This window comes from Micromonospora sp. NPDC005806 (assembly GCF_042871425.1).
GTDB lineage: Bacteria > Actinomycetota > Actinomycetes > Mycobacteriales > Micromonosporaceae > Micromonospora.
On record NZ_JBIAIL010000039.1, the window covers coordinates 1 to 20393 of the forward strand.

At 73.4% G+C, this 20393-nt stretch carries 23 protein-coding genes and 1 pseudogene; 16 read left to right on the plus strand and 8 right to left on the minus strand.

Translation table 11 applies throughout. The features are described from left to right. Nucleotides 1-216, plus strand: a pseudogene (locus ACFYOS_RS29375) (hypothetical protein); the annotation flags it as partial. Nucleotides 217-298: 82 nt separating this feature from the next. Here the strand turns inward: ACFYOS_RS29375 and ACFYOS_RS29380 are convergent. After that, on the minus strand, nucleotides 299-952 hold the full coding sequence (locus ACFYOS_RS29380) for an NADPH-dependent F420 reductase (protein ID WP_387148482.1): 654 nt from the start codon (nucleotides 950-952) through the stop codon (nucleotides 299-301). Nucleotides 953-1134: 182 nt separating this feature from the next. Here ACFYOS_RS29380 and ACFYOS_RS29385 point away from each other — a divergent pair, with 182 nt between their 5' ends. Beyond that, nucleotides 1135-1734: a TetR/AcrR family transcriptional regulator gene (locus tag ACFYOS_RS29385; protein WP_387148484.1), complete on the plus strand. Its 600-nt coding sequence runs from the start codon at nucleotides 1135-1137 to the stop codon at nucleotides 1732-1734. Here ACFYOS_RS29385 and ACFYOS_RS29390 read toward each other — a convergent pair. Both ACFYOS_RS29390 and ACFYOS_RS29395 read right to left on the minus strand, forming a co-directional pair. Then, nucleotides 1716-2390 carry a response regulator gene (locus ACFYOS_RS29390; protein WP_387148486.1) on the minus strand — a complete coding sequence of 225 codons (675 nt, stop codon included), beginning with the start codon at nucleotides 2388-2390 and terminating at the stop codon, nucleotides 1716-1718. The genes ACFYOS_RS29385 and ACFYOS_RS29390 overlap by 19 nt on opposite strands. Beyond that, complete coding sequence (locus ACFYOS_RS29395; protein WP_387148488.1) at nucleotides 2387-4024, minus strand: ATP-binding protein; 1638 nt, start codon at nucleotides 4022-4024, stop codon at nucleotides 2387-2389. The genes ACFYOS_RS29390 and ACFYOS_RS29395 overlap by 4 nt, the downstream gene beginning before the upstream one ends. A 99-nt stretch (nucleotides 4025-4123) precedes the next feature. On the opposite strand from ACFYOS_RS29395, the gene ACFYOS_RS29400 reads away from it, so the two are divergent. The 6 genes from ACFYOS_RS29400 to rraA are packed head-to-tail and all read left to right on the plus strand — an operon-like array spanning nucleotide 4124 to nucleotide 9465. Further along, entirely contained in the window at nucleotides 4124-5131 is a 1008-nt protein-coding gene (locus ACFYOS_RS29400; RefSeq protein WP_387148490.1) for a Bug family tripartite tricarboxylate transporter substrate binding protein, read from the plus strand. Further along, complete coding sequence (locus ACFYOS_RS29405; RefSeq protein ID WP_387148492.1) at nucleotides 5128-5853, plus strand: tripartite tricarboxylate transporter TctB family protein; 726 nt, start codon at nucleotides 5128-5130, stop codon at nucleotides 5851-5853. The genes ACFYOS_RS29400 and ACFYOS_RS29405 overlap by 4 nt, the downstream gene beginning before the upstream one ends. Further along, the gene (locus ACFYOS_RS29410) at nucleotides 5853-7355 is read left to right on the plus strand and encodes a tripartite tricarboxylate transporter permease (protein WP_387148494.1); all 1503 of its coding nucleotides are present in this window, start codon (nucleotides 5853-5855) and stop codon (nucleotides 7353-7355) included. The genes ACFYOS_RS29405 and ACFYOS_RS29410 overlap by 1 nt, the downstream gene beginning before the upstream one ends. Next, the gene (locus ACFYOS_RS29415) at nucleotides 7352-7744 is read left to right on the plus strand and encodes a universal stress protein (RefSeq protein WP_387148495.1); all 393 of its coding nucleotides are present in this window, start codon (nucleotides 7352-7354) and stop codon (nucleotides 7742-7744) included. The genes ACFYOS_RS29410 and ACFYOS_RS29415 overlap by 4 nt, the downstream gene beginning before the upstream one ends. Continuing rightward, on the plus strand, nucleotides 7745-8944 hold the full coding sequence (locus tag ACFYOS_RS29420) for an MFS transporter (RefSeq protein ID WP_387148497.1): 1200 nt from the start codon (nucleotides 7745-7747) through the stop codon (nucleotides 8942-8944). Nucleotides 8945-8979: 35 nt separating this feature from the next. Beyond that, entirely contained in the window at nucleotides 8980-9465 is a 486-nt protein-coding gene (gene rraA, locus ACFYOS_RS29425; RefSeq protein WP_387148499.1) for a ribonuclease E activity regulator RraA, read from the plus strand. Here rraA and ACFYOS_RS29430 read toward each other — a convergent pair. Then, a complete protein-coding gene (locus tag ACFYOS_RS29430; RefSeq protein WP_387148501.1) occupies nucleotides 9462-10271 on the minus strand; it encodes a hypothetical protein in 810 nt (269 codons plus the stop codon). The two genes, rraA and ACFYOS_RS29430, sit on opposite strands and share 4 nt — an antisense overlap. A gap of 74 nt (nucleotides 10272-10345) precedes the next feature. Here ACFYOS_RS29430 and ACFYOS_RS29435 point away from each other — a divergent pair, with 74 nt between their 5' ends. After that, nucleotides 10346-11290, plus strand: a complete 945-nt coding sequence (locus tag ACFYOS_RS29435; protein WP_387148503.1) for a Ppx/GppA phosphatase family protein — start codon at nucleotides 10346-10348, stop codon at nucleotides 11288-11290. A gap of 76 nt (nucleotides 11291-11366) precedes the next feature. Next, nucleotides 11367-12173 carry a sugar phosphate isomerase/epimerase family protein gene (locus ACFYOS_RS29440; protein WP_387148505.1) on the plus strand — a complete coding sequence of 269 codons (807 nt, stop codon included), beginning with the start codon at nucleotides 11367-11369 and terminating at the stop codon, nucleotides 12171-12173. Nucleotides 12174-12195: 22 nt separating this feature from the next. On the opposite strand, the gene ACFYOS_RS29445 is transcribed toward ACFYOS_RS29440, so the two are convergent. The 3 genes from ACFYOS_RS29445 to ACFYOS_RS29455 are packed head-to-tail and all read right to left on the minus strand — an operon-like array spanning nucleotide 12196 to nucleotide 14314. Next, on the minus strand, nucleotides 12196-12774 hold the full coding sequence (locus tag ACFYOS_RS29445) for a CGNR zinc finger domain-containing protein (RefSeq protein WP_387148507.1): 579 nt from the start codon (nucleotides 12772-12774) through the stop codon (nucleotides 12196-12198). Nucleotides 12775-12792: 18 nt separating this feature from the next. Then, nucleotides 12793-13959 carry a glutathionylspermidine synthase family protein gene (locus ACFYOS_RS29450; protein WP_387148509.1) on the minus strand — a complete coding sequence of 389 codons (1167 nt, stop codon included), beginning with the start codon at nucleotides 13957-13959 and terminating at the stop codon, nucleotides 12793-12795. Nucleotide 13960: 1 nt separating this feature from the next. Continuing rightward, nucleotides 13961-14314, minus strand: coding sequence for a hypothetical protein (locus ACFYOS_RS29455; RefSeq protein ID WP_387148511.1), 354 nt, complete (start codon nucleotides 14312-14314; stop codon nucleotides 13961-13963). A gap of 22 nt (nucleotides 14315-14336) precedes the next feature. On the opposite strand from ACFYOS_RS29455, the gene ACFYOS_RS29460 reads away from it, so the two are divergent. After that, entirely contained in the window at nucleotides 14337-15257 is a 921-nt protein-coding gene (locus ACFYOS_RS29460) for a proline dehydrogenase family protein (RefSeq protein ID WP_387148513.1), read from the plus strand. Between the two features lies 1 nt (nucleotide 15258). Here the strand turns inward: ACFYOS_RS29460 and ACFYOS_RS29465 are convergent, their stop codons facing one another. After that, entirely contained in the window at nucleotides 15259-15663 is a 405-nt protein-coding gene (locus ACFYOS_RS29465; RefSeq protein ID WP_387148515.1) for a VOC family protein, read from the minus strand. 77 nt (nucleotides 15664-15740) lie between these two features. Here ACFYOS_RS29465 and ACFYOS_RS29470 point away from each other — a divergent pair, with 77 nt between their 5' ends. From ACFYOS_RS29470 to ACFYOS_RS29490, 5 genes are all read left to right on the plus strand, one after another. Next, on the plus strand, nucleotides 15741-16535 hold the full coding sequence (locus tag ACFYOS_RS29470; protein WP_387148517.1) for an alpha/beta fold hydrolase: 795 nt from the start codon (nucleotides 15741-15743) through the stop codon (nucleotides 16533-16535). Continuing rightward, nucleotides 16528-17094: a TetR/AcrR family transcriptional regulator gene (locus ACFYOS_RS29475; RefSeq protein WP_387148520.1), complete on the plus strand. Its 567-nt coding sequence runs from the start codon at nucleotides 16528-16530 to the stop codon at nucleotides 17092-17094. Before ACFYOS_RS29470 ends, ACFYOS_RS29475 begins: the two co-directional genes overlap by 8 nt. Further along, entirely contained in the window at nucleotides 17094-17429 is a 336-nt protein-coding gene (locus ACFYOS_RS29480) for a YrdB family protein (RefSeq protein WP_387148522.1), read from the plus strand. Before ACFYOS_RS29475 ends, ACFYOS_RS29480 begins: the two co-directional genes overlap by 1 nt. Before the next feature lie 55 nt (nucleotides 17430-17484). Then, on the plus strand, nucleotides 17485-18909 hold the full coding sequence (locus ACFYOS_RS29485; protein WP_387148524.1) for a hypothetical protein: 1425 nt from the start codon (nucleotides 17485-17487) through the stop codon (nucleotides 18907-18909). 91 nt (nucleotides 18910-19000) lie between these two features. After that, the gene (locus ACFYOS_RS29490; protein WP_387148526.1) at nucleotides 19001-20386 is read left to right on the plus strand and encodes an efflux RND transporter periplasmic adaptor subunit; all 1386 of its coding nucleotides are present in this window, start codon (nucleotides 19001-19003) and stop codon (nucleotides 20384-20386) included. Nucleotides 20387-20393: the final 7 nt, after the last annotated feature.

Genomic DNA, 20393 nt, shown 5'->3' on the forward strand with positions numbered 1-20393 from the left:
CAGCGCCCCTCCAGTGGTTGGGGTACTCCGGAGCAGATCACCAACCCCGAGTACTCGACCCTCGCCTTCGAGAAGGGGTTGAAGCAGGTCGACGGGTGGCAGGACATGCCGCTGACCCAGGCCGCCCAGACGGTGCAGGTGTCGGCCTACCCGGACGCCTACGCCCAGTGGGAGCAGCAGGCCGCCGACCTCGTCGCCCAGCACTGGAACAACTGACCCACACGCAAGACACACGCCGCTGGCCGGCACCCCGAGACAGGGGTGCCGGCCAGCGGCGTTTTCGCCTCGACGGGGCGGGTCAGCGAACGATCTTGAAGTTGAAAACGGCGGTGCCGAGCCGGCCGTAGAGACGCAGCCAGACCGGCAGCAGCATCTCGGTGCCGCGGGCGGTGGTGATGTCGCCCAGGTCGATCACGTCGGTGTGGCCGAAGCTGGTCAGCAGCTCGGTGACCACCTTCTTGGCGTCCGCGTCGTCGCCGGAGACGAAGACGCTGTGGTCGCCGTCGGCGAGCTGCCGGGGGTACGCCATCAGGTCGGCGGTGAGCGTGTTCAGTGCCTTGACCACCCGGGTGCGCGGGAACGCCCGCTGGATCCGTTCGCCCAGCGAGTCGTCGTTGAGCACCGACAGGGTGGGCGGCAAGCCCCTGCTGAAGTCGAGCGGGTTGGCGATGTCGAGCAGGACCTTGCCGGCCAGGTTCTCCTCGCCGGCTGCGGTGAGCGCGGGCAGGGAGCCGTCGCCACTGGTCGCGTTCACCACCAGTTCCGCGTCGGTGGCGGCCTCGGCGTAGCCGGCCAGGTCGACCTGCGGATGGGTCGCCGCCCACTCGGCCCAGTCCCCGGACTGCGTGGCCGCGACGTCCCGGGTGCCGACGACGACCTCGTGACCCAGCTCGGCCGCCCGCGCGGCGATCGTCCGGCCGACCATGCCGGTGCCCAGTACTGCGATGCGCATGTCGATTCCGTCCTCCGATGGTCGCGCGACGCCGGTGCCCCGCGCTCGGTGAAGTGAGACTAACAGACAGGTCTGTCTACTGCACGGTCTGCTGCCGGCCTGAGCGCCGCCTCGCTGTGCAGAAGGAGGTGGACCGACGGGTCTGTAGACTCGATCGGACCGACCGAGGGAGGACAGACCCGATGCCCGCGCCGCGTACCCCCGCCGGCTCCGCCCGGGAGCGCATCCTGGACACCGCGTTCCGGCTCTTCTACGCGTACGGGCCGCGCGGGGTCGGGGTGGACACGGTGATCGCCGAGTCGGGGGTCGCCAAGGCCACCCTCTACAAGCACTTCCCGAGCAAGGACGACCTGGTGCTGGCGTACCTGGACAAGGTCGACCAGGCGTGGTTCGGGGCGCTGCGCGCCGCGGCCCGGGACGCCGGTGACGACCCGCGCGAGCAACTCGTCGGCATGTTCGACGCGTTGAGCGGGGCCTGCCGCCGGGAGGGGTACCACGGCTGCGCGTTCATCAACACCGCCGCCGAGTCACCCGCCGGCAGCCCGGTGCACGCCCGTACGGTCGAGCACAAGAACGTGGTCCGGGCCTGGGTGACCGACCTGGCCCGGCGGGCCGGGGCGGCCGAGCCCGAGCTGCTGGCCCGCCAGCTCACCCTGCTGCTCGACGGCGGCCTGGCCAGCGGGGTGCTCGACGGCGACCCCGCGGTGGCCGAGGCGGCCAAGCGTTCCGCCCGCGCTCTGGTCGACGCCGCGCTCGGCGGGCGTCAGGCCACCCAGGCGTAGCGGCGTTCGGGGCGGCCGGCCGCGCCGTACTTCAGGGTCACCTCCGCCCGGCCGGTGCCGGCGTAGTGCTCCAGGTAACGGCGGGCGCTGACCCGGGATATGCCGACCCGGTCGGCGCACTCGCTGGCCGACAGGTTTCCCTCGTGCTCGCGCAGGGCGCGTTCCACCAGCTCGGCGGTCTCCGGGCTGAGGCCCCGGGGCAGCGCCGGGGCGGTGGCCACCGAGCCGCTGCGGGAGAGCACCCGGTCGACGTCCGCCTGGTCGGCGACGACCGCCGCGCGCAGCGCGGCCCGGCGGGTGGCGTACTGCTCCAGCCGGGTGCGCAGCTCGTCGAAGCCGAACGGCTTGAGCAGGTAGTTGACCGCGCCGTAGCGGACCGCCCGGCGGACCGCCTCGGCCTCCCGGGCGGCGCTGATCACCAGCACGTCGCAGTCGTGCCGGGCGGCCCGGATCCGGGTCACCACGTCCAGGCCGAACATGTCCGGCAGGTAGAGGTCGAGCAGGACCAGGTCGGGGCGGAGTTCGCCCACCGCGGCCACGGCCTGCTCGCCGGTGCTGGCGGTGCCGACCACCCGGAAGCCGTCGATCCGCTCGACGAAACCGCGGTGGATCCGGGCCACCATGAAGTCGTCGTCGACGACCAGTACGTCGATCATCGCGCCTCCTGCAGCACGTTCGGCGGCACCGACATCCGCGCGGAGAACATCGCGCCCTCCTCGGTGTTCGTCACCGCGACCTCGCCGCCGCGACGATGGCAGACCAGCCGGGTGAGCGCCAGGCCGATGCCCCGTTCGCCGCTGTGGGCCGCCTTGGTGGTGAAGCCGTGGGTGAACACCTCCTGGGCCAGCTCCGGCGCCACCCCGGGACCGGAGTCGCGGACGACGATCTCCACCGAGGAGGCATCCTGGCGCAGCTCGACCTCCACCCAGGCGGGGCGGTCGGACGACTCCCCGCCCACCGCCTCGACCGCGTTGTCGACCAGGTTGCCCAGCACGGTGGAGACGTCCGCCGCCAGCTCGGGCGGCAGCCGGTCCAGTCCGGTCCGCTCGGAGATCCGCAGCTCCACCCGGCGCTCGGCGGCGACCGCTGACTTCGCCATCACCAGCGCCGCCACCGCGGTGTCGTGGATCCGGCTGGTGATCGTGAGGTCCAGCGAGGCGCGGTGCCGGCTCAGCGCGTCGACGTACCGGACCACCTCGTCGTGCTCGCCGATCTGGATCAGCCCGGAGATGGTGTGCAGCTGGTTGGCGAACTCGTGGGTCTGCGCCCGGAGCAGCTCGGTGGTGCTGCGGAACCCGCCGATCTCCTGCTCCAGCCGGGCCAGCTCGGTCCGGTCCCGCAGCGTGGTGACGGAACCGAGCCGGCGCCCGTCCTTGCGGATCGTCATCCGGTTCATCACCAGCACCCGGCCGCCCCGGACCACCACCTGGTCCCGGGCTTCCGGGCCGCCGGCGCCGGCCAGGACGTCCCGCAGCCGGCCGTTGATCCGCAGCTCGGCGAGGCTGCGGCCGAGGCAGTGTTCGGGCAGGTCGAGCAGCCGCCGGCCGACCCCGTTGACCAGGGTGATCCGGTGCTGCGGGTCCAGCGCGATCACCCCCTCGGCGATGCCGTGCAGCAGCGCCTCCCGGTGCTCGGCCAGCCCGGCGATCTCGCGCGGCTCCAGGCCGAGGGTCTGCCGTTTGATCCGCCGGGCCAACAGCCACGACCCGACCACGCCGAGGCCGCAGGCGATGCCCAGGTAGGTGAACAGATAGGAGGAGGCCCCGACCAGCCGCTCCGACCAGGTCGGCGCCGTCTCGCCGACGACCACCACGCCCAGGTACCGCCCGAGGTTCTCCCCCTTCCGGTCCCCGAGCACCGGCACCTGGGCCACCAACTGTCGGGTGCCGCCGACCTCCAGCTCGCCGAACCAGCTCCGCCCCTGTGCCACCTGTGGGTCGCCGAGCACCACCGGGCTGCCGACCAGCGTCGGGTCCGTTGAGCTGACCACCCGGCCCCGGTCGTTCGCCACGATCACGGCGGTCACCCCGGACCTGTTCAGGGTGCTCTGCAGCAGCGGGGCGATCGCCTCTGTGGGCGCGGGCTGGTTGAGCTGGTCGCGCAGCAGCGGGCTGCTGGCGAGCTCCTCGCCGAGCGCGGCGACCCGACGCCCCTCGACGCGGTTGAAGGTGGCCGCCGACTGGGCCAGCGAGACAGCCGCGACCGCCACCAGCACCACGACGATGATCGCGAGCTGGAGGACGAGCAGCTGCCCGGCGAGCGTACGCCGCCGGGACGTGACCGCGACCACAAAGACCTCAACTTCCGATGGTGACACAACGCAGACAGGGGACCTGCCCGGGAGCCACCATCTTGCCGCCGGACTCATTCGAAACGGAAGAGAAACATGATGGCAACTCGGAGAAACGTGCTGGTCATGGGCGTGGCCGCCGCGACGGCGCTCGCCCTCGCGGCCTGCGGTGCCACCGCCGACAAGAACGGGGCCGGCTCCGCCAACGACGGCAAGCCGGTCACCGGACTGCGGATCATGGTCCCGAACACCCCCGGCGGCGGGTACGACACCACGGCCCGCACCGCCGCGAAGGTGATGGAGGACGCCAAGATCGCCACCGGCGTGCAGGTGTTCAACCTGCCCGGCGCGGGCGGCACGGTCGGCCTCCAGCGGACCGTGAACGAGAAGGGCAACGGCAAGCTCGCCATGCAGATGGGGCTGGGCGTGGTCGGTGCCTCCTACACCTCGAAGTCGGCGGCGACGCTGACCCAGACCACCCCGCTGGCCAAGATGATCGAGGAAGCCGGCGCCATCGTGGTGCCGAAGGACTCCCCGTACAAGAACATCAACGACCTGATCGCGGCCTGGAAGGCCGACCCCAAGAAGATCGCGGTCGGCGGCGGCTCGTCCCCCGGCGGCCCGGACCACCTGCTGCCCATGCAGCTCGCCAAGACCGTGGGCATCGACCCCAAGCAGGTCAACTTCGTCTCGTACGACGGCGGCGGCGAGCTGCTGCCGGCCCTGCTCGGCGGCAAGGTGGCCTTCGGCGCCAGCGGCTTCGGCGAGTTCCTCAAGCAGGTCGAGGCCGGCCAGATCCGGGTCCTCGCGGTGACCAGCGAGGCGCCGATCGAGGTGCTCAAGGACGTGCCGACCCTCAAGGCGTCCGGCATCGATCTGGTCTTCACCAACTGGCGCGGCATCGTCGCGCCGCCCGGGATCAGCGACGCCGACAAGAAGGTGTGGATCGACGTGCTGACGAAGATGCACGACTCCGCCGAGTGGAAGGCCGAGCTGGCCAAGCGCGGCTGGACCGACGCCTTCGTCACCGGTGACGAGTTCGGCACCTTCCTGACCGAGCAGGACAAGGCGGTTGCCGACATCCTCAAGCAGCTCGGGTTGGCATGACCGACAGGACGACCCGACCGGACCGGGGCGGCGACCAGCCGCCCCGGCCGGCCGCATCAATCGTGCCGGACCAGGCGGCGCCGCCGGACCGGGAGACGGGCGGCTTGCCCCCCGCGCCCGCCCCGGTCGCGGACCCGCCGGCCGCCGATCCGGCGGGGCAGCCCGCCGGATCGGCGGCACCTCCCGCAGGCGACGCGCCGGACGGTGACGGGCTGGCGGCGGAGAGCCCAGCGCCCAAGCGGGACCGGGCGCAGTACGGGATGTGCGTCTTCCTGGCCCTCGTCGGCGGGCTGGTCATCTTCGACGCGACGACGCGCATCGGGCAGGCGATCAACAGCGCGGACCCGATCGGCCCGAAGCCGGTGCCGATCCTGCTCGGCGTGCTGCTGCTCATCGTCGCCGCGATCTACGCGGTGGACGTGGCCCGCGGCGGCGCCGGTGAGGCGGAGGCCGGCGAGGACGTCGACCTGAGCACCCGGATCGACTGGCGGACCGTGCTGCTGCTGATCGGGGCGTTCCTGGTCAACGCTGTGCTCATCGACCGGCTCGGCTGGGTGATCAGCGGGACGATCCTCTTCTGGGGTTCGGCGTACGCGCTCGGCAACCGCCACTACTTCCGGAACCTGCTGATCTCCGTCGCGCTGTCGCTGATCACGTTCTACGCCTTCGCCATCGGGCTCGGTGTCAGCCTGCCCGCCGGCGTACTGCAAGGGATCCTGTAATGGAAAACCTGGGCAATCTGCTCGACGGGTTCGGCCATGTGCTGACCCCGATGAACCTGCTGATCGCGCTGCTCGGCGTGACCATCGGCACCGCAGTCGGCGTCCTGCCCGGCATCGGCCCGGCGATGACGGTGGCGCTGCTGCTGCCGGTCGCCTACAGCATGGGGCCGACCTCGGCGCTCATCATGTTCTGCGGCATCTTCTACGGCGGCATGTACGGCGGCTCGACCACCTCGATCCTGCTCAACACCCCCGGCGAGTCGTCCTCAGTGGTGACCGCGATCGAGGGCAACAAGATGGCGAAGGCGGGCCGCGCCGCACAGGCTCTGGCCACCGCCGCGATCGGCTCGTTCGTCGCCGGCACCATCGCCACGCTGCTGCTGGTGCTGGTCGCCCCGCCGGTGGTGAAGTTCGCGGTCAGTCTCGGCTCGCCCGAGTACCTCGCGGTGATGCTGCTCGCGTTCGTGGCGGTCACCGCGGTGCTCGGCGCGTCCCGGGTACGCGGCTTCGCCTCGCTGCTGCTCGGCCTGATCATCGGCGTGATCGGGGTCGATCAGACCGGTCAGCAGCGGCTCACCTTCGGGATCCCGCAGCTCATCGACGGCATCGACGTGGTCGTGGTGGCGGTCGGCATCTTCGCCATGGGCGAGGCGCTCTGGATCGCCGCCCACCTGCGCCGCAAGTCCGGTGAGGTGATCCCGGTCGGCCAGCCGTGGATGGGCCGGGAGGACTGGAAGCGGTCCTGGAAGCCCTGGCTGCGCGGCACCGCGTTCGGGTTCCCGTTCGGCGCGGTGCCGGCGGGTGGGGCGGAGATCCCGACCTTCCTGTCGTACATCACCGAGAAGAAGCTCTCCAAGCACAAGGCGGAGTTCGGCAAGGGCGCGATCGAGGGCGTCGCCGGGCCGGAGGCGGCCAACAACGCCTCGGCCGCCGGCACCCTGGTGCCGATGCTGGCGCTCGGCCTGCCCACCAACGCCACCGCCGCGGTGATGCTGGCCGCCTTCGAACAGTTCGGCATCCAGCCCGGGCCGTTGCTCTTCGAGCAGGAGTCCACGCTGGTCTGGACGCTGATCGCGAGCCTCTTCATCGGCAACCTGCTGCTGCTGGTGCTCAACCTGCCGCTCGCCCCGGCCTGGGCCCGGCTGCTGCGGATCCCGCGCCCGTACCTCTACGCCGGGATCATCTTCTTCGCCTCGATGGGCGCGTACGCGGTCAACGCCCAGTCGTTCGACCTGTTCCTGCTACTCATCCTCGGCCTGCTCGGCTTCGGCATGCGTCGCTTCGGCCTGCCGATCCTGCCGCTGATCGTCGGCATCATCCTCGGCCCGCGTGCCGAGCTGCACGGCCGACGGGCGCTGCAGCTCTCCGGCGGCGAGCTGCACGGCCTGATCGGTGGCTGGGTGTCCTGGGTGATCTACGCCGCCATCCTGGTGGTGCTCCTCTGGCCGCTGATCGGTCGGTTCGTGGTCCGGCCGCTGCGAGGAAGGTTGGTGACCGGATGACCGTGCTGGTGGGTTACGTGCCCTCGGCCCTGGGCGAGGCGGACCTGCACGCGGCGATCGAGCAGGCCCGGTTCCGCAACGAGCCGGTGTTGGTGCTGAACACCTCGCGCGGCGACGCGTACGCCGACCCGCGCCTCGCCCAAGAGGCCGACCTGGACCGGGTGGTCCGCGAGCTGGTCGCCGCGGGGGTGCCGCACGACGTGCGGCAGCTCATGCGAGGGCGGGACGCGGTCGAGGAGATCGAGGAGATCGTCGAGGCCGAGGACGTGTCGCTGGTCGTGATCGGCATCCGGCACCGTACCCCGGTCGGGAAGCTGATCATGGGGTCGAACGCCCAGGAGATCCTGCTCCGGGTGCCCTGCCCGGTCCTCGCGGTGAAGGCCGACTGAGTGGCGCCCGGGGACTACACGGTCCCCGGGCGCGCCCAGACCGCGCTGCTGCTCGCGCACACGATCGTGGTGCAGGCGGTCACCTTCATGCTTCGGCCGGCGTCCGCGTACCGGGCGCTCGAGCTGGACGTGCCGGGAGCGTGGCTGGGCGTGCTCGGGGCCAGCTTCGCCGTCGTACCGCTGGTGCTGGCCGTCCCCTCCGGACACGCGGTGGACCGGTTCGGCGAGCGCCGGATCGCGCTCGCCGGATCGGCTCTGCTCGCCGCGGCCGGCCTCGGCTTCGTGCTGTTCGCCGACTCGGTGGCCGGCCTGGTGGTGGCCAGCATGGCGCTCGGCACCGCGCACCTCTGCGCGGTGGTGGCCCAGCAGGCGCTGGTCGCCAACCGCACCCCGGCCCACCGGTACGACGCCGCGTTCGGCTACTACACCTTCGCGGCCTCGCTGGGACAGGCGCTCGGCCCCGGCCTCATCATTCTCTTCGGTGGAGACCGCCCCATCCCGGACACCCGGGCCATCTTCCTCGGCGCCACCGCGGTGGCGGTGCCGCTGCTGGTCGTCGCCCTGTTCCTGCGCCCGTCCGGGCACCACCGGGAGGCCGCCGACGGGCCCGGCACCGGCGGGATGCGCGACCTGCTGCGTCAGCCCGGCCTGGTCCGTGCCCTCACGGTCAGCTGCGTCGTCCTGGCGGCGGTGGACATCAGCCTGGTCTACCTGCCCGCCCTCGGAACGGAGCGCGGCATCGCCGCCGGCTCGATCGGCGTCCTGCTCGGCGTCCGCGCGGTCGCCTCGATGGCGTCCCGGCTGCTGCTCGGCCGGCTGGTCGCTGCGGTCGGCCGGCGGGCGCTGCTGGTCGGCACCGTCACCCTCTCCGCCGTCGGGCTGGGCCTGCTGCTGCCCCCGCTGCCGTTCCCGATGCTGATCCTGGTGGTGACTCTCGCCGGGCTCGGACTCGGTGCGGGCCAGCTGCTGACCATGTCGTTCCTGGCCGAGGTGGCCCCGCCCGGGCTGCGTGGCCGGGCGATGTCGCTGCGGCTCACCGGCAACCGGCTCGGTCAGGTGCTCATCCCCAGCGCCGCCGGGGTGCTCGCGGCGGGCGCCGGAGCCGCCGGCGTCCTCGCCTGCACGGCCGCCGGCCTCGGCGCGGCAGCCGTGGCCGCCACCCGCCTGCACCGCTCACCGCCCGCCAATCCGAACCCCTGAGTGAGATCCGAACCCCTGAGTGAGAGAAGGACGCCATGGAGACGCCCACCACCGCCGACCGCTACGACCGGTACGGCGACGCCCTCGGCTCGTGCGACACGCAGCTGCGTCAGTTCGGCGCGATCCGGGCCTTCGGCGGACCGGCCGTCACGGTGCGCTGCTTCGAGGACAACGCCCTGGTCAAGTCGATCGTCTCGGAGCCCGGGGAGGGCCGGGTCCTGGTGGTGGACGGCGCCGGCTCCCTGCACACCGCCCTGATGGGCGACCTCATCGCCGGCACGGCGGCGCAGAACGGCTGGGCGGGCGTGGTCATCAACGGCGCGGTGCGCGACGTCGCCGCCCTGGCCACCCTCCAGATCGGCATCAAGGCGCTCGGCACCAACCCGCGCAAGAGCGCCAAGACCGGCGCCGGCGAGCGGGACGTGCCGGTGTCGTTCGGCGACTGCGTCTTCACGCCCGGCGCCGAGGTGTACAGCGACGACGACGGGATCGTGGTCCGGCCCGTCGCCGGGCAGGACTAGCCCTCGCTGGCCGGGTGCGGGGCGACCTGGCCCTGGCGGAGCCGGGCGGCGCAGAGTTCGGCCAGCTTGGCGTACGCGGGGGCGCCGATCAGCGCGGTCAGCTCCGGGCCGTACGAGACGTACATCGACTCGGCGCCGACGTGTGCGTCGGTGGAGGACGTGCACCACCAGTCCAGGTCGTGCCCGCCCGCGCCCCAGCCCCGCCGGTCGAACTCGCCGAGCGTGGAGATCAGCACCTTGGTGTTGTCCGGCCGCTTGTGCCAGTCCTGGTCCCGGCGGATCGGCAGCTGCCAGCAGACGTCCGGCTTGTACTCCAGCGGATGCACCCCGTCCCGCAGCGCCTGGGCGTGCAGCGCGCAGCCGCCCCCGCCGGGGAAATCGGCGTCGTTGAGGAAGACGCACGGCGCGTCGACGTCCCGGGTGGCCGTACGCCGGGCCGGGTTCTTCCCGTCGATCGTGTCGTTCTCGGTCCAGTTCTTGAAGCCCCGGCGGAAGTGCTGCCAGGTCTCCGGGGTGAGCTTCCGGACCGCCGCCCTGACCCGCTTCTCGTCGTCGGAGTCGGTGAAGAACGCCCCGTGCGAGCAGCAGCCGTCCGCGGCCCGGCCGGCGATGATGCCGTGGCAGCCCTTGCCGAAGATGCAGGTCCACCGGGAGAGCAGCCAGGTCAGGTCCGCCCGGACGACGTGCTTCTCGTCGGCCGGGTCGACGAACTCGATCCACTCCCGCGGGAAGTCCAGCCCCACCTCCCGGCTGCGCGGGTCGTCGGGGTCGTCCACCAGCACGTGAAGCTCGATCTGCCCTGTCACCCGGACCAGCGTACGCGCGGTGACCCGAGCCGGCCGGCGAGCCGACGAAACGTGTTGGCCCTAGGGTCGACAGCATGCGACTGGGTGTCCTCGACGTCGGTTCCAACACGGTGCACCTGCTGGTGGTCGACGCCCACCACGGCGCCCACCCCTGGCCGGCGCACTCGGAGAAGGTGGTGCTGCGGCTGGCCGAGCAGATCGGCCCGGGCGGCGCACTCACCGACGCTGGCGCGGACGGGCTGGTCAAGGCCGTCGGCATGGCCCGGGCAGCGGCGGACGGGCTGGGGGCGGACGACCTGTTGGCCTTCGCCACCAGCGCGGTCCGCGAGGCCACCAACGCCGGCGAGGTGCTGGCGCGGGTCCGCGACGAGACCGCCGTACGCCTGGAGGTGCTCTCCGGCGCGGACGAGGCGCGGATGACCTTCCTGGCGGTGCGGCGGTGGTTCGGCTGGTCCGCCGGCCGGCTGCTGGTGATGGACATCGGCGGCGGCTCGCTGGAGCTGGCCGCCGGCATCGACGAGGACCCGGACGTGGCGATCTCGCTGCCGCTGGGCGCCGGGCGGTTGAGCCGGGAGCGGCTTCGGGTCGACCCGTCCGGCGCCGTGCGGCCGGCTCCCGAGGCCGTGGAGGAGCTCCGGGAGTACGTCGACGCCCAGCTCGACCCGGTGCTCAAGCAGCTCACCGAGGTCGGCTGGGAACGCCCCGTGGCCACCTCGAAGACGTTCCGGATGCTGGCCCGGCTGGCCGGCGCGGCCCCCTCCGGCGCCGGGCTGTGGGCCCGGCGCAGTCTGACCCGGACCGGGCTGCGGCAGGTGCTCGGGTTCATCCGGCACATCCCGCCGGCCCAGCTGCCTGAGCTGGAGGGGGTCAGCGCGCAGCGGGCCCACCAGCTCCTCGCCGGGGCGGTGGTGGCCGAGATGGTGATGCGCCGGCTCGACGTCGACTGCCTGGACATCTGCCCGTGGGCGCTACGGGAGGGGGTCATCCTCCGCCGGCTGGATCAGCTGGCGCCGATGTGACCCCGGCCGGCTGGTATGGCCGCTTTGCGGCTGCTCGTCCCGATGTCGGGCGACGGGGGCGGCTACCCTGAGGGACGTGACTTCCCACGTCCCGGTGCTCCTGTCCAGTTCCTCGGTCTTCCCTGAGCGGACCGCGGCGGCGTTCCAGCTCGCCGGGGCGCTGGGCTACGACGGCGTCGAGGTGATGGTCTGGACCGACGTGGTGAGCCAGGACCCGGGCGCGCTGCGCGGCCTGGCCGACCACTACGGCGTCCCGGTCCTCTCGGTGCACGCGCCCTGCCTGCTGGTCACCCAGCGGGTGTGGAGCCCCGACCCGTGGGAGCGGCTGCGCAAGGCCGCCGAGCTGGCCGAGACCCTCGAAGCGCCCACCGTCGTGGTGCACCCACCGTTCACCTGGCAGCGCGACTACGCCCGCAACTTCGCCGAGGGGCTCGACAAGATCGCCGGGCAGTTCGGCGGGCTGCGCTTCGCGGTGGAGAACATGTACCCCGTGCGGATGGCCGGGCGGCAGTTCGTCCCGTACGTCCCGGGCTGGGACCCGACCGACACCGGCTACGCCTCGTACACCCTGGACCTGTCGCACTGTGCCGCGTCGCACACCGACGCGCTGGCGATGGCGGACCGGATGGGCGCCGGGCTGGCCCACGTGCACCTGGGCGACGGCACCGGCGAGGGACGTGATGAGCACCTGGTGCCCGGGCGCGGCGGCCAACCCTGCGCGGAGCTGCTCCGCTCGCTGGCCGGCCGCGGGTTCACCGGCTCGGTCGCGGTGGAGGTGACCACCCGGGGCGCGAAGAGCCGCGCCGTGCGCGAGGCCGACCTGCGCGAGGCGCTCGAATTCGCCCGCGCCAACCTCACCGCCCCCTCCCCGGTCGACGCCTGACCGTTGTCGGGCGTCGACCGGGTCAGCTGACCGGGGTGAGGGTTTCGGCCGCCTGCGCGGGCACCGCCACCTGCTCGCCGACGGCCGCCCGCTTGCGCGCCCGGTGCGCGGCCACGTGGGAGCGGGTCGCGCAGCGCTCCGAGCAGAACCGCCGGCAGCAGTTCGACGACGTGTCCAGGTAGACGTTTCCGCAGCGCTCGTCGGCGCAGACGCCGAACCGGGCGCTGCCGTACTCGCAGAGCCAGACCGACAGGCCCCAGACCGCGCCGGCCAGGTATTCCGAGCTGACCGAGGCGCCCCGGCTGGTCACGTGCATGTGCCAGTCGCTGGAGTCGTGGCCGGAGATGCGCGGCTGCACCGGGAACGCCTCCAGCAGCGTGTTCAGCTCCGCCACCGCCTCGGTGTCCCGGCCCGAGGTGCCGAATTCGAAGACGTCGCGCAGGCGCTTCTGCGCCCGCCGGAAGATCGCCAGGTCCCGCTCCGCGACCTCGTCGCGCATCCACGCGTTGTCGTCGGGGAAGAGGGCCCGCAGGTCGTCGAGGTCGTCCAGCCGGGCGTTGACGAGATCAACCCCGGTCCGGGCGTACGCGTCGAAGTTCACGACACAACGGTAGACGACTCACGGGGTTCGCGGCGCATCGATGTAGTGGGGCAGGAACCGCGCGTAACCGTCCGTGATGAGGCTCTCGCTTTCGCGTACGCCGGCGCCGGCCGACTCGCCGTCGACGATCCAGCTCCCCAGCACCATCCGGTTCCCGGTGAACTCGGGCAATGCCCGGAACTCCTGGTAGCAGAAGCCCTCGTCGCCGTAGATCCCCGGGTTGGTGATCTCGGTGCCGGAGGTGACGATGCGGACCGAACCGCCCTCCCGGCCGAGCAGCGGCTTGGCCACGTACTCGGTCATCCCGCCCGGCGAGTCCAGGTATGCCGGCAGCAGGTACTCGTGGCCCGGGTACAGCTCCCAGAGCACCGCGAGCAGCGCCTTGTTCGACAGCAGCAGCTTCCAGGCCGGCTCGATCCAGGCGGTCGGGGTGCCCGGCTCCAGCGCGGGCGGCCCGTACGGCTCGGCCAGCATCCACTCCCAGGGATAGAGCTTGAAGCAGGTGGTGATCGGCCGGTCGTCGGCGTCGACGAAGCGTCGCCCGTCCCAGCCGATCCGCTGGATCGGCAGGAGTGTGACGTCCAGCCCGGCCTGGCGGGCGGTCTCGGCCAGGTAGCCCGCGGTGATCTGGTCCTCGCCCGACTCCTCCTCGTCGGACCAGGCCACGTGCACCCGCGGGTCGTGCAGGCCGGCGCCGATCTTGGCCCACGCCCCGACCAGCCGCTCATGCAGGCTGTTCCACTGGTCCGCGTCGGGCCGGGTGCGCTCCAGCCAGTACCACTGCACGATGCTCGCCTCGACCAGCGCGGTCGGGGTGTCGGCGTTGTACTCCAGCAGCTTGGGCGGCCAGCTGCCGTCGTACCAGAGGTCGAAGCGGCCGTAGAGGGTCGGCGGCCCCTCCCGCAGCGATCGGGCGACCGCCTCGGCCGCCCAGGCCGGGATGCCGAACTCGGCGTACCGGTTGCGGGCCACCACGTGCTCGGCGGCGACCACCGACATCCGGTGCAGCTCCTCGGTCGCCTCCTCCAGTCGGAGCACCTCGTCCAGCTCGAAGGCGTACGCGGCGGTCTCGTCCCAGTACGACATGATCCCGCCGTCGGGCAGCTCGGTGTCGACGTACACCAGGCCCTGCGCGCGGATGGTGGCGTCCCACTCGGCGCGCGGGGTGCTCGCCTCGCGCCGCACGTCAGCCGCCGCAGGAGGCGAGGTGGGTGCCGAAGCCGCCGCGGTCGGGCAGCGCGGCGGCGACCGGGGCGGGGGTGTCCCGGCCGCCGGCCGCCGCGGGGACCCGCAGGGCCAGCGCGACGGTGTCCCCGCCACCCCCGGCCGGGCCGAGGGCGCAGTCGTCATCGTCGTCGGTCATGTTGCAGCCGGAGAGGGTGAGTGCCAGGACGGTCAGCGTGCCGAGCTGGACGGTGGCCGACCGGAGCCGGCGTCGGGGGCGTCGTTCCACATGATCGTTGTAGCTGACCGGCGCCAGCCTCGCGCCCCGGCCGGAACGCTGCGTGACGTTGGCCGCCGCCCCCCGGCGCGGGCCCACGGGTGGGCGTTACGCTCGGCTCATGCTCCGTTCCGTCATCCTCGCCGCCTCCCGGTCATCCCAGGTCGAGCGGCTCGTCGCGACGGCCCCGTTCACCCGGGACGTCGTCCGCCGGTTCGTCGCCGGCGCCGGCACCGACGACGCGCTGCGCGCGACCCGCGCACTCGTCGTCGACGGCCAAGCGGTCACCCTCGACTACTTGGGCGAGGACACCACCACCCCCGAGCAGGCCAACGCCACCCGGGACGAGTACCTCAAGCTGCTGCGGCTGCTCTCCGCCGCCGAGCTCACCCCGGCGGCCGAGGTGAGCGTGAAGCTCTCCGCGCTCGGGCAGATGTTCGACGAGCAGCTCGCGTACGACAACGCGCGGGCGATCTGCGCGGCGGCCGACGCGGCGGGCACCACGGTCACCCTGGACATGGAGGACCACACCACCACCGACTCGACGCTGGACATCCTCGCCAAGCTGCGCAAGGACTACCCGTCGACCGGCGCGGTGCTCCAGGCGTACCTGCGGCGTACCGAGTCGGACTGCCGGGAGCTGTCCGGCGTCGGGTCCCGGGTGCGGCTCTGCAAGGGCGCGTACAAGGAGCCCGAGTCGGTGGCGTACCAGTCCGCCCGCGAGGTGGACAAGTCGTACGTGCGCTGCCTGAACGTGCTGATGGCCGGGGACGGCTACCCGATGCTGGCCACCCACGACCCGCGGCTGATCGCCATCGGCGAGGACCGGGCCCGCTGGTTCGACCGCAGCCCAGACCGGTTCGAGTTCCAGATGCTGTACGGCATCCGCCCGGAGGAGCAGAAGCGGCTCGTCGGCGAGGGCTACATGGTGCGTACCTACGTCCCCTACGGCGACGAGTGGTACGGCTACCTGATGCGGCGCCTCGCCGAGCGTCCGGCCAACCTGATGTTCTTCGGCCGCGCGCTGGTCTCCAAGAAGTGACTCAGGCGTTCGACCAGGCCCGGGTGCAGAGCACCAGGCGGTAGCCGTCCGGGTCGGCGAACGTCATCCCCCAGCGGTCCCAGTACGGGCCGGCGGAGACCCTGGTCCCGCCGGCCCGTTCCAGTCTGTCGAGCAGACCGTCGTCGACCGGCCCGTCCAGGTAGAGCACGAACAGGTCCTCCTCGGTCGGGCTCGGCGCGCCGGTCAGCTGCTCCCCGCCGACGAGTTCCAGGTGCCAGGCCGCGCCCGGCCAGCCGAGCATCACCAGGTCGTGCTCGCCGGGCCCGTCGGCCTCGCCCCGGTAGAGCACCTCCAGACCCAGGCCCTCGGCCCAGAAGCGTTCGGCGACGGCCAGGTCGCGGCTGGGGCGGGCGAGGCGGACGTGGGTGTCTGCGGACAGTGGCATGCGCAGCATCCTGCGACCTCCACTCGGCTTGAGGTCAACCCTTGACGGCGAAAGCTAATGGCATTAGCTTTGTAGCTATGACGATTAGCCAGGTGTCGCGGGACGGCGGAACCATCGCGTACGAGGTGCAGGGGGACGGCGCGCTCGTGGTCCTCTCGCACGGCATGGGGGAGAACCGGGCGGCCTTCCGGCACCTGGTGCCCCGGCTGGTGGCGGCCGGCTACCGGGTGGCCTCGGTCGACGTACGCGGCCACGGCGACTCCAGCCCGCACTGGCCCACGTACGCGCCGGCCGAGGTCGGCGCGGATCTGCTCGCCGTGGTCCGGGCGCTCGGCGGCGGCCCGGCCACCCTGGTCGGCAGCTCGTCCAGCGGCGCCGCGGTCGTCTTCGCCGCCGCCGAGGCACCCGAGCTGGTCAGCGGGATCGTGCAGGTCAGCCCGTTCGTCGCCCAGCCCAAGCCGAACCCGGTGATGCGGCTGGCCCAGGCGGCCGTGCTGCGCAGCCCCCGGCTGTTCGGGATGTTCCACCGCACGCTCTTCCCGTGCGGGCGGCCGGCCGACGACGCCGCGTACCGCAAGGAGATGGTCGCCAAGCTGCGCGGCCGGATGGCCGCGGTGCGCGGCGTGATCGAGCCGGTCGACCCGCACTGGACCGCGCGGGCGCGGAACGTCCGGCAGCCGGTGCTGGTGCTGATGGGTACGAAGGACCCGGACTTCAAGGACCCGGGCGCCGAGGCGCGGGCCGCTCGGCGGCTCTTCGCCACCGCCGAGGCGCGCATGATCGCCGACTCCGGCCACTACCCGCACGCCGACCAGCCCGACGCCACCGCCGCTGACCTGGTGGAGTTCCTGGCAGCGACCGCTCGTGCCTAGGGCCGGCCTGACCCCGCGGACCGTCGTCCGGGAGGCGGCCGTGCTCGCCGACGAGGTCGGCTACGACCGGCTCACCCTGGCCGCCCTCGCCGGCCGGCTCGGGGTCGCGCTGCCCAGCCTCTACAAGCACGTCAAGGGCGTGGACGCGCTGCACCAGAAGCTCGCCGCGCTGGCCACTGCCGAGGTCGCCGACGAGCTGACCGCCGCCGCCGCGGGCCGGGCCGGCGGCGACGCGCTCCGGGCGGTCGCCGCGGCATTCCGCGACTACGCCCGCCGGCACCCCGGCCGCTACCCGGCCACCCAGCGGGTTCCCGACCTCGGGGACCCCGAGCACCTCGCCGCCGGCGACCGGGCCGTCGGCGCGATCTACGCGATCCTGCGGGGGTACGGCCTCGACGGCGACGCGGCCGTCGACGCCACCCGGATGTTCCGTGCCGCGGTCCACGGTTTCATCAGCCTCGAGGCAGCCGGCGGGTTCGGGCTGCCCCGGGACATCGACCGCTCCTTCGACCAGATGGTGGCCGCGCTGGACACCGCGTACCGGGACTGGAGGTCCTGATGAAGGCCGCACTGCTGGGCGTCATCTTCCTGCTGGAGCTGGCGCTGCTCGTCGCCGCCGGCTGGTGGGGGTTCACCCTCGACGCCGGGTGGCCGGTACGCCTGCTCGCCGGGCTCGGCGCACCGCTGCTGATCGCCGTCGTGTGGGGCCTGTTCTGCTCGCCGAAGGCCAGCGTGCCGCTGCCCGCGCCGGCCAAGCTCACCGCCCAGGCCGCCTGCTTCGTCACCGGCGGGCTGCTCCTCGCGCTGGCCGGGCGACCGGTGCCCGGGATCCTGCTGGTGGCCCTCTGGGCCGTGGACAAGGCCCTCCTCACCCTCGCCGGCGACCCGGTCTGACCCGACGTGCGGGTGGGCGCTGGCCCGAAAGCCCGGCGGGTCGTACCCTTCGCCGGTGACCGACGGTGACGAGCGGCCCCCGGGCCCGGCGGTGCGCGGCGGGGAGCAGCGCGCCACCGCGACCGTGGGCGCCGAGGAGCCCGCCGCCCCGCCGCCGACCGATGCCGACCACCCCGCACCGGCGCCCGCAGCGGACAGCGAGCACGCGGAGGCGACCCCGCCCGTGCCGCCGCGCGGCCGACGCCGGCGGCTCTGGATCGCGATCACCCTGGTCCTGGTCCTGGTGCTGGTGGCGTGCGGTGTTCCCGGCGTACTCCAGCTCGGCCTGGTGGGCGACGCGGCCGGGCGTCCCGCCGCCGGCCCGACCGACGACCCGGCCGCGCGTCGTCTCGGCCAGCGGATGACCGCCCAGCTCGACCGACAGGCCGCCGCGCTGCTCGGCGGCGACCGGGCCGGCTTCCTCGCCGTCGCCGATCCGGCCGCCCGCCCCGCCCTCATTCGCCGGTACGCCGCGTTGCGGGCGCTGCGGGTGACGGTGTGGCGACCAGCGGCCGAAGCTCTGCCGACGGCCGTCGACGGGCGGCCGGGGGAGTGGCGACTGCCGGTCAGGTTCGGCTACTGCTTCGTGGTGCCGGGCTGCACCCCGGGCACCGTGGCGACCGGCACCCGGTGGCGGCTGGCGGGGGAGGAGCCCCGGCTGGTCGCCGTCGAGGAGTCCGGGGCGAAGCCGGCCGGCGCCCGACCGTGGGAGGTCAGCGACCTGGCGGTGGCGGTGGGGAAGCGGACCGTCGTGGCCACCACGCCGGCGCTCCGGGCCAGGCTGCCCGGCCTGCTCGCCCAGGCCGAGGCCGCCGCCAAGGTGGCCGACCTGTACGCGGTGACCGGCCTGCCGCCGGACCGCTACCTGGTCTTCTACGCCGGGCGGGCCGAGTGGCAGCGCTGGTACGGCGGCGGCCGCCCGAAGTGGACGGCGGGCTACGCCGTCGGCGTCGGCGGCGGGCGCCACGACGTGGTGCTGAATGCGCAGAGCCTGTCGCCGACCGGGGTCGACGACCTGCTCCGGCACGAGCTGACCCATGCCGCGTCGTTGCCCGACCGGGGCTACTCGGACCGGTCGAGCTGGTGGCTGGTGGAGGGCCTGGCCGAGTACGCCGGCGCGGACGGTCAGCCGGTGGGCCGCTACGACGGCCTGGCCGAGGTGCGCAAACTCGTCCACGGCGGGTGGAACGGCCGGCTCGACTCGCTCGCCCCCGCCGACGACGCGGCCGACGACCGGGTCGGCGGCGCCTACGGCATCGGCTACCTGGCCGTCCGCCACCTGGTCGACCGGTACGGCGAGCAGCGGGTGCTCGACTTCTTCCGGGCCGTGGTGCACGAACACCGGTCGGTGGACGCCGCCTCCGACAAGGTGTTCGGCGACCCGTGGTCCGCCCTGCACGACGACTGCCTCCGGTACGTCCGAGCCGTCGTCGGCGCCTGAGCCGCGGCGACCGCCGAGGGGACTCGGTTAGCGGGGTGGTCGCCCCGGGCTGGTTCGGGGGCGACGTGCGGCGTACTCGTACGATCGACCAGTGCGCCGCCCCCACTTGCCGCGGCTGCCCGCGGCCACCCGCCCCCGCCTGCTCACCGCCCTGCTCGCCGTCGTCGCCCTGACCGGCACCACCGCCGCCTCCTGCGGTGACGACAGCTCGCCGGTCACCGTGGCCCAGGTGGGCCGCTCCGAGGTGGCCGAGGTGATCGACGCGCCGGCCACCGTGGCCGCCCGGGCCGCCGCCACCCTCACCGCCCCCGCCGACGGCACCCTGGCCAGCCTGCGTGTCCAACCCGGTCAGCGGGTCGTCCGCGGTCAGGTGCTCGCCGTCATCGACTCGCCGTCCGCGCAGGACCGGCTCCGCCAGGCGCGGGAGGCGCTGCGGGCGGCGAAGCGGGCCGGCCGGGGCGTCGGCGTGGGCGACCTGGGCGGCCGGCGGCGCGGCACCGACCAGGCGGCGGCCGAGGCGTTCGACGCCGCGCGCCGGGCCGCCGGGAAGATCGGTGACCCACAGCTGCGGTCGGCGCTGCTGCTCCAGGTCGAGTCCGCGCAGCGGCAGTACGAGTCGGCCGCCCGCGCCGCCGACCGGGCGGTCGCCGCGGTGCAGCGCGGGATGGCCGGGCTGAACAGCGCCGTCGGCGCGCTGTCGGCCGCGCAGCGGCTCCAGGCGCAGCAGGCGTACGACCTGGCGAAGGCGACCGTCGACGCGTTGACCCTGCGCGCCCCGATCCCGGGAGTGGTGCAGCCGGGCGGCACGCGTACCGGCGGGTCGACGGACCTGTCGGCGTTGCTGGGGGCGGCCGGCGGGAACACGGCGGGTGCCGATCCGTCGGTGTTCGGGTCGACCGGGCAGGGCGGGCCGCCGCCGGGGGTGGACGACGCGGTGCCACCCGGCGGCCGGGTCACCGCCGGCACGCCGGTGCTGACCGTCGTGGACACCGGTCAGCTCGGTCTGCTCGCCGAGGTGGACGAGACCGACGTGCTGCTGGTCCGGGCCGGCCTGACCGCCTCGGTGGAGCTGGACGCGGTGACCGGCGCGACCTACGACGCCGCGGTGCGCTCGGTGGACCTGCTGCCCACCACCTCGGCCCGGGGCGGCGTCAGCTACCGGGTCCGGCTCAGTCTCGGCGCCGGTCGGCTCGGCGAGGGGGAGCCCGCTCCGGTGCCCCGGCCCGGCATGAACGCCGTGGTCCACCTCCGGGTCCGCGAGGCCACCGACGCGGTGGCCGTACCGGCCTCGGCGGTCTTCTCCGCCGACGGCCGGGACGTGGTGTGGGTGCTCCGCGACGGCAAGGCGGACCGGGTGTCGGTCACCGTCGGCGTGCAGGGACAGGACCTGGTGCAGATCGTCAGCGGGGTGCAGGACGGCGACCGGATCGTGGTGCGCGGCACCGACCAGGTGCACGACGGCCAGGAGCTGAAGTGAGCCCGGC

Excerpts from the sequence above, each read along its gene's own strand:
- ACFYOS_RS29460 (WP_387148513.1), top strand. The coding sequence starts at position 14,337 with ATGCTCCGTTCCGTCATCCTCGCCGCCTCCCGGTCATCCCAGGTCGAG.
- ACFYOS_RS29410 (WP_387148494.1), top strand. The coding sequence starts at position 5,853 with ATGGAAAACCTGGGCAATCTGCTCGACGGGTTCGGCCATGTGCTGACC.
- ACFYOS_RS29435 (WP_387148503.1), top strand. The coding sequence starts at position 10,346 with ATGCGACTGGGTGTCCTCGACGTCGGTTCCAACACGGTGCACCTGCTG.
- ACFYOS_RS29400 (WP_387148490.1), top strand. The coding sequence starts at position 4,124 with ATGGCAACTCGGAGAAACGTGCTGGTCATGGGCGTGGCCGCCGCGACG.
- ACFYOS_RS29480 (WP_387148522.1), top strand. The coding sequence starts at position 17,094 with ATGAAGGCCGCACTGCTGGGCGTCATCTTCCTGCTGGAGCTGGCGCTG.
- ACFYOS_RS29380 (WP_387148482.1), bottom strand. The coding sequence starts at position 952 with ATGCGCATCGCAGTACTGGGCACCGGCATGGTCGGCCGGACGATCGCC.
- ACFYOS_RS29415 (WP_387148495.1), top strand. The coding sequence starts at position 7,352 with ATGACCGTGCTGGTGGGTTACGTGCCCTCGGCCCTGGGCGAGGCGGAC.
- ACFYOS_RS29385 (WP_387148484.1), top strand. The coding sequence starts at position 1,135 with ATGCCCGCGCCGCGTACCCCCGCCGGCTCCGCCCGGGAGCGCATCCTG.
- ACFYOS_RS29470 (WP_387148517.1), top strand. The coding sequence starts at position 15,741 with ATGACGATTAGCCAGGTGTCGCGGGACGGCGGAACCATCGCGTACGAG.
- ACFYOS_RS29405 (WP_387148492.1), top strand. The coding sequence starts at position 5,128 with ATGACCGACAGGACGACCCGACCGGACCGGGGCGGCGACCAGCCGCCC.
- ACFYOS_RS29390 (WP_387148486.1), bottom strand. The coding sequence starts at position 2,390 with ATGATCGACGTACTGGTCGTCGACGACGACTTCATGGTGGCCCGGATC.
- rraA (WP_387148499.1), top strand. The coding sequence starts at position 8,980 with ATGGAGACGCCCACCACCGCCGACCGCTACGACCGGTACGGCGACGCC.
- ACFYOS_RS29465 (WP_387148515.1), bottom strand. The coding sequence starts at position 15,663 with ATGCCACTGTCCGCAGACACCCACGTCCGCCTCGCCCGCCCCAGCCGC.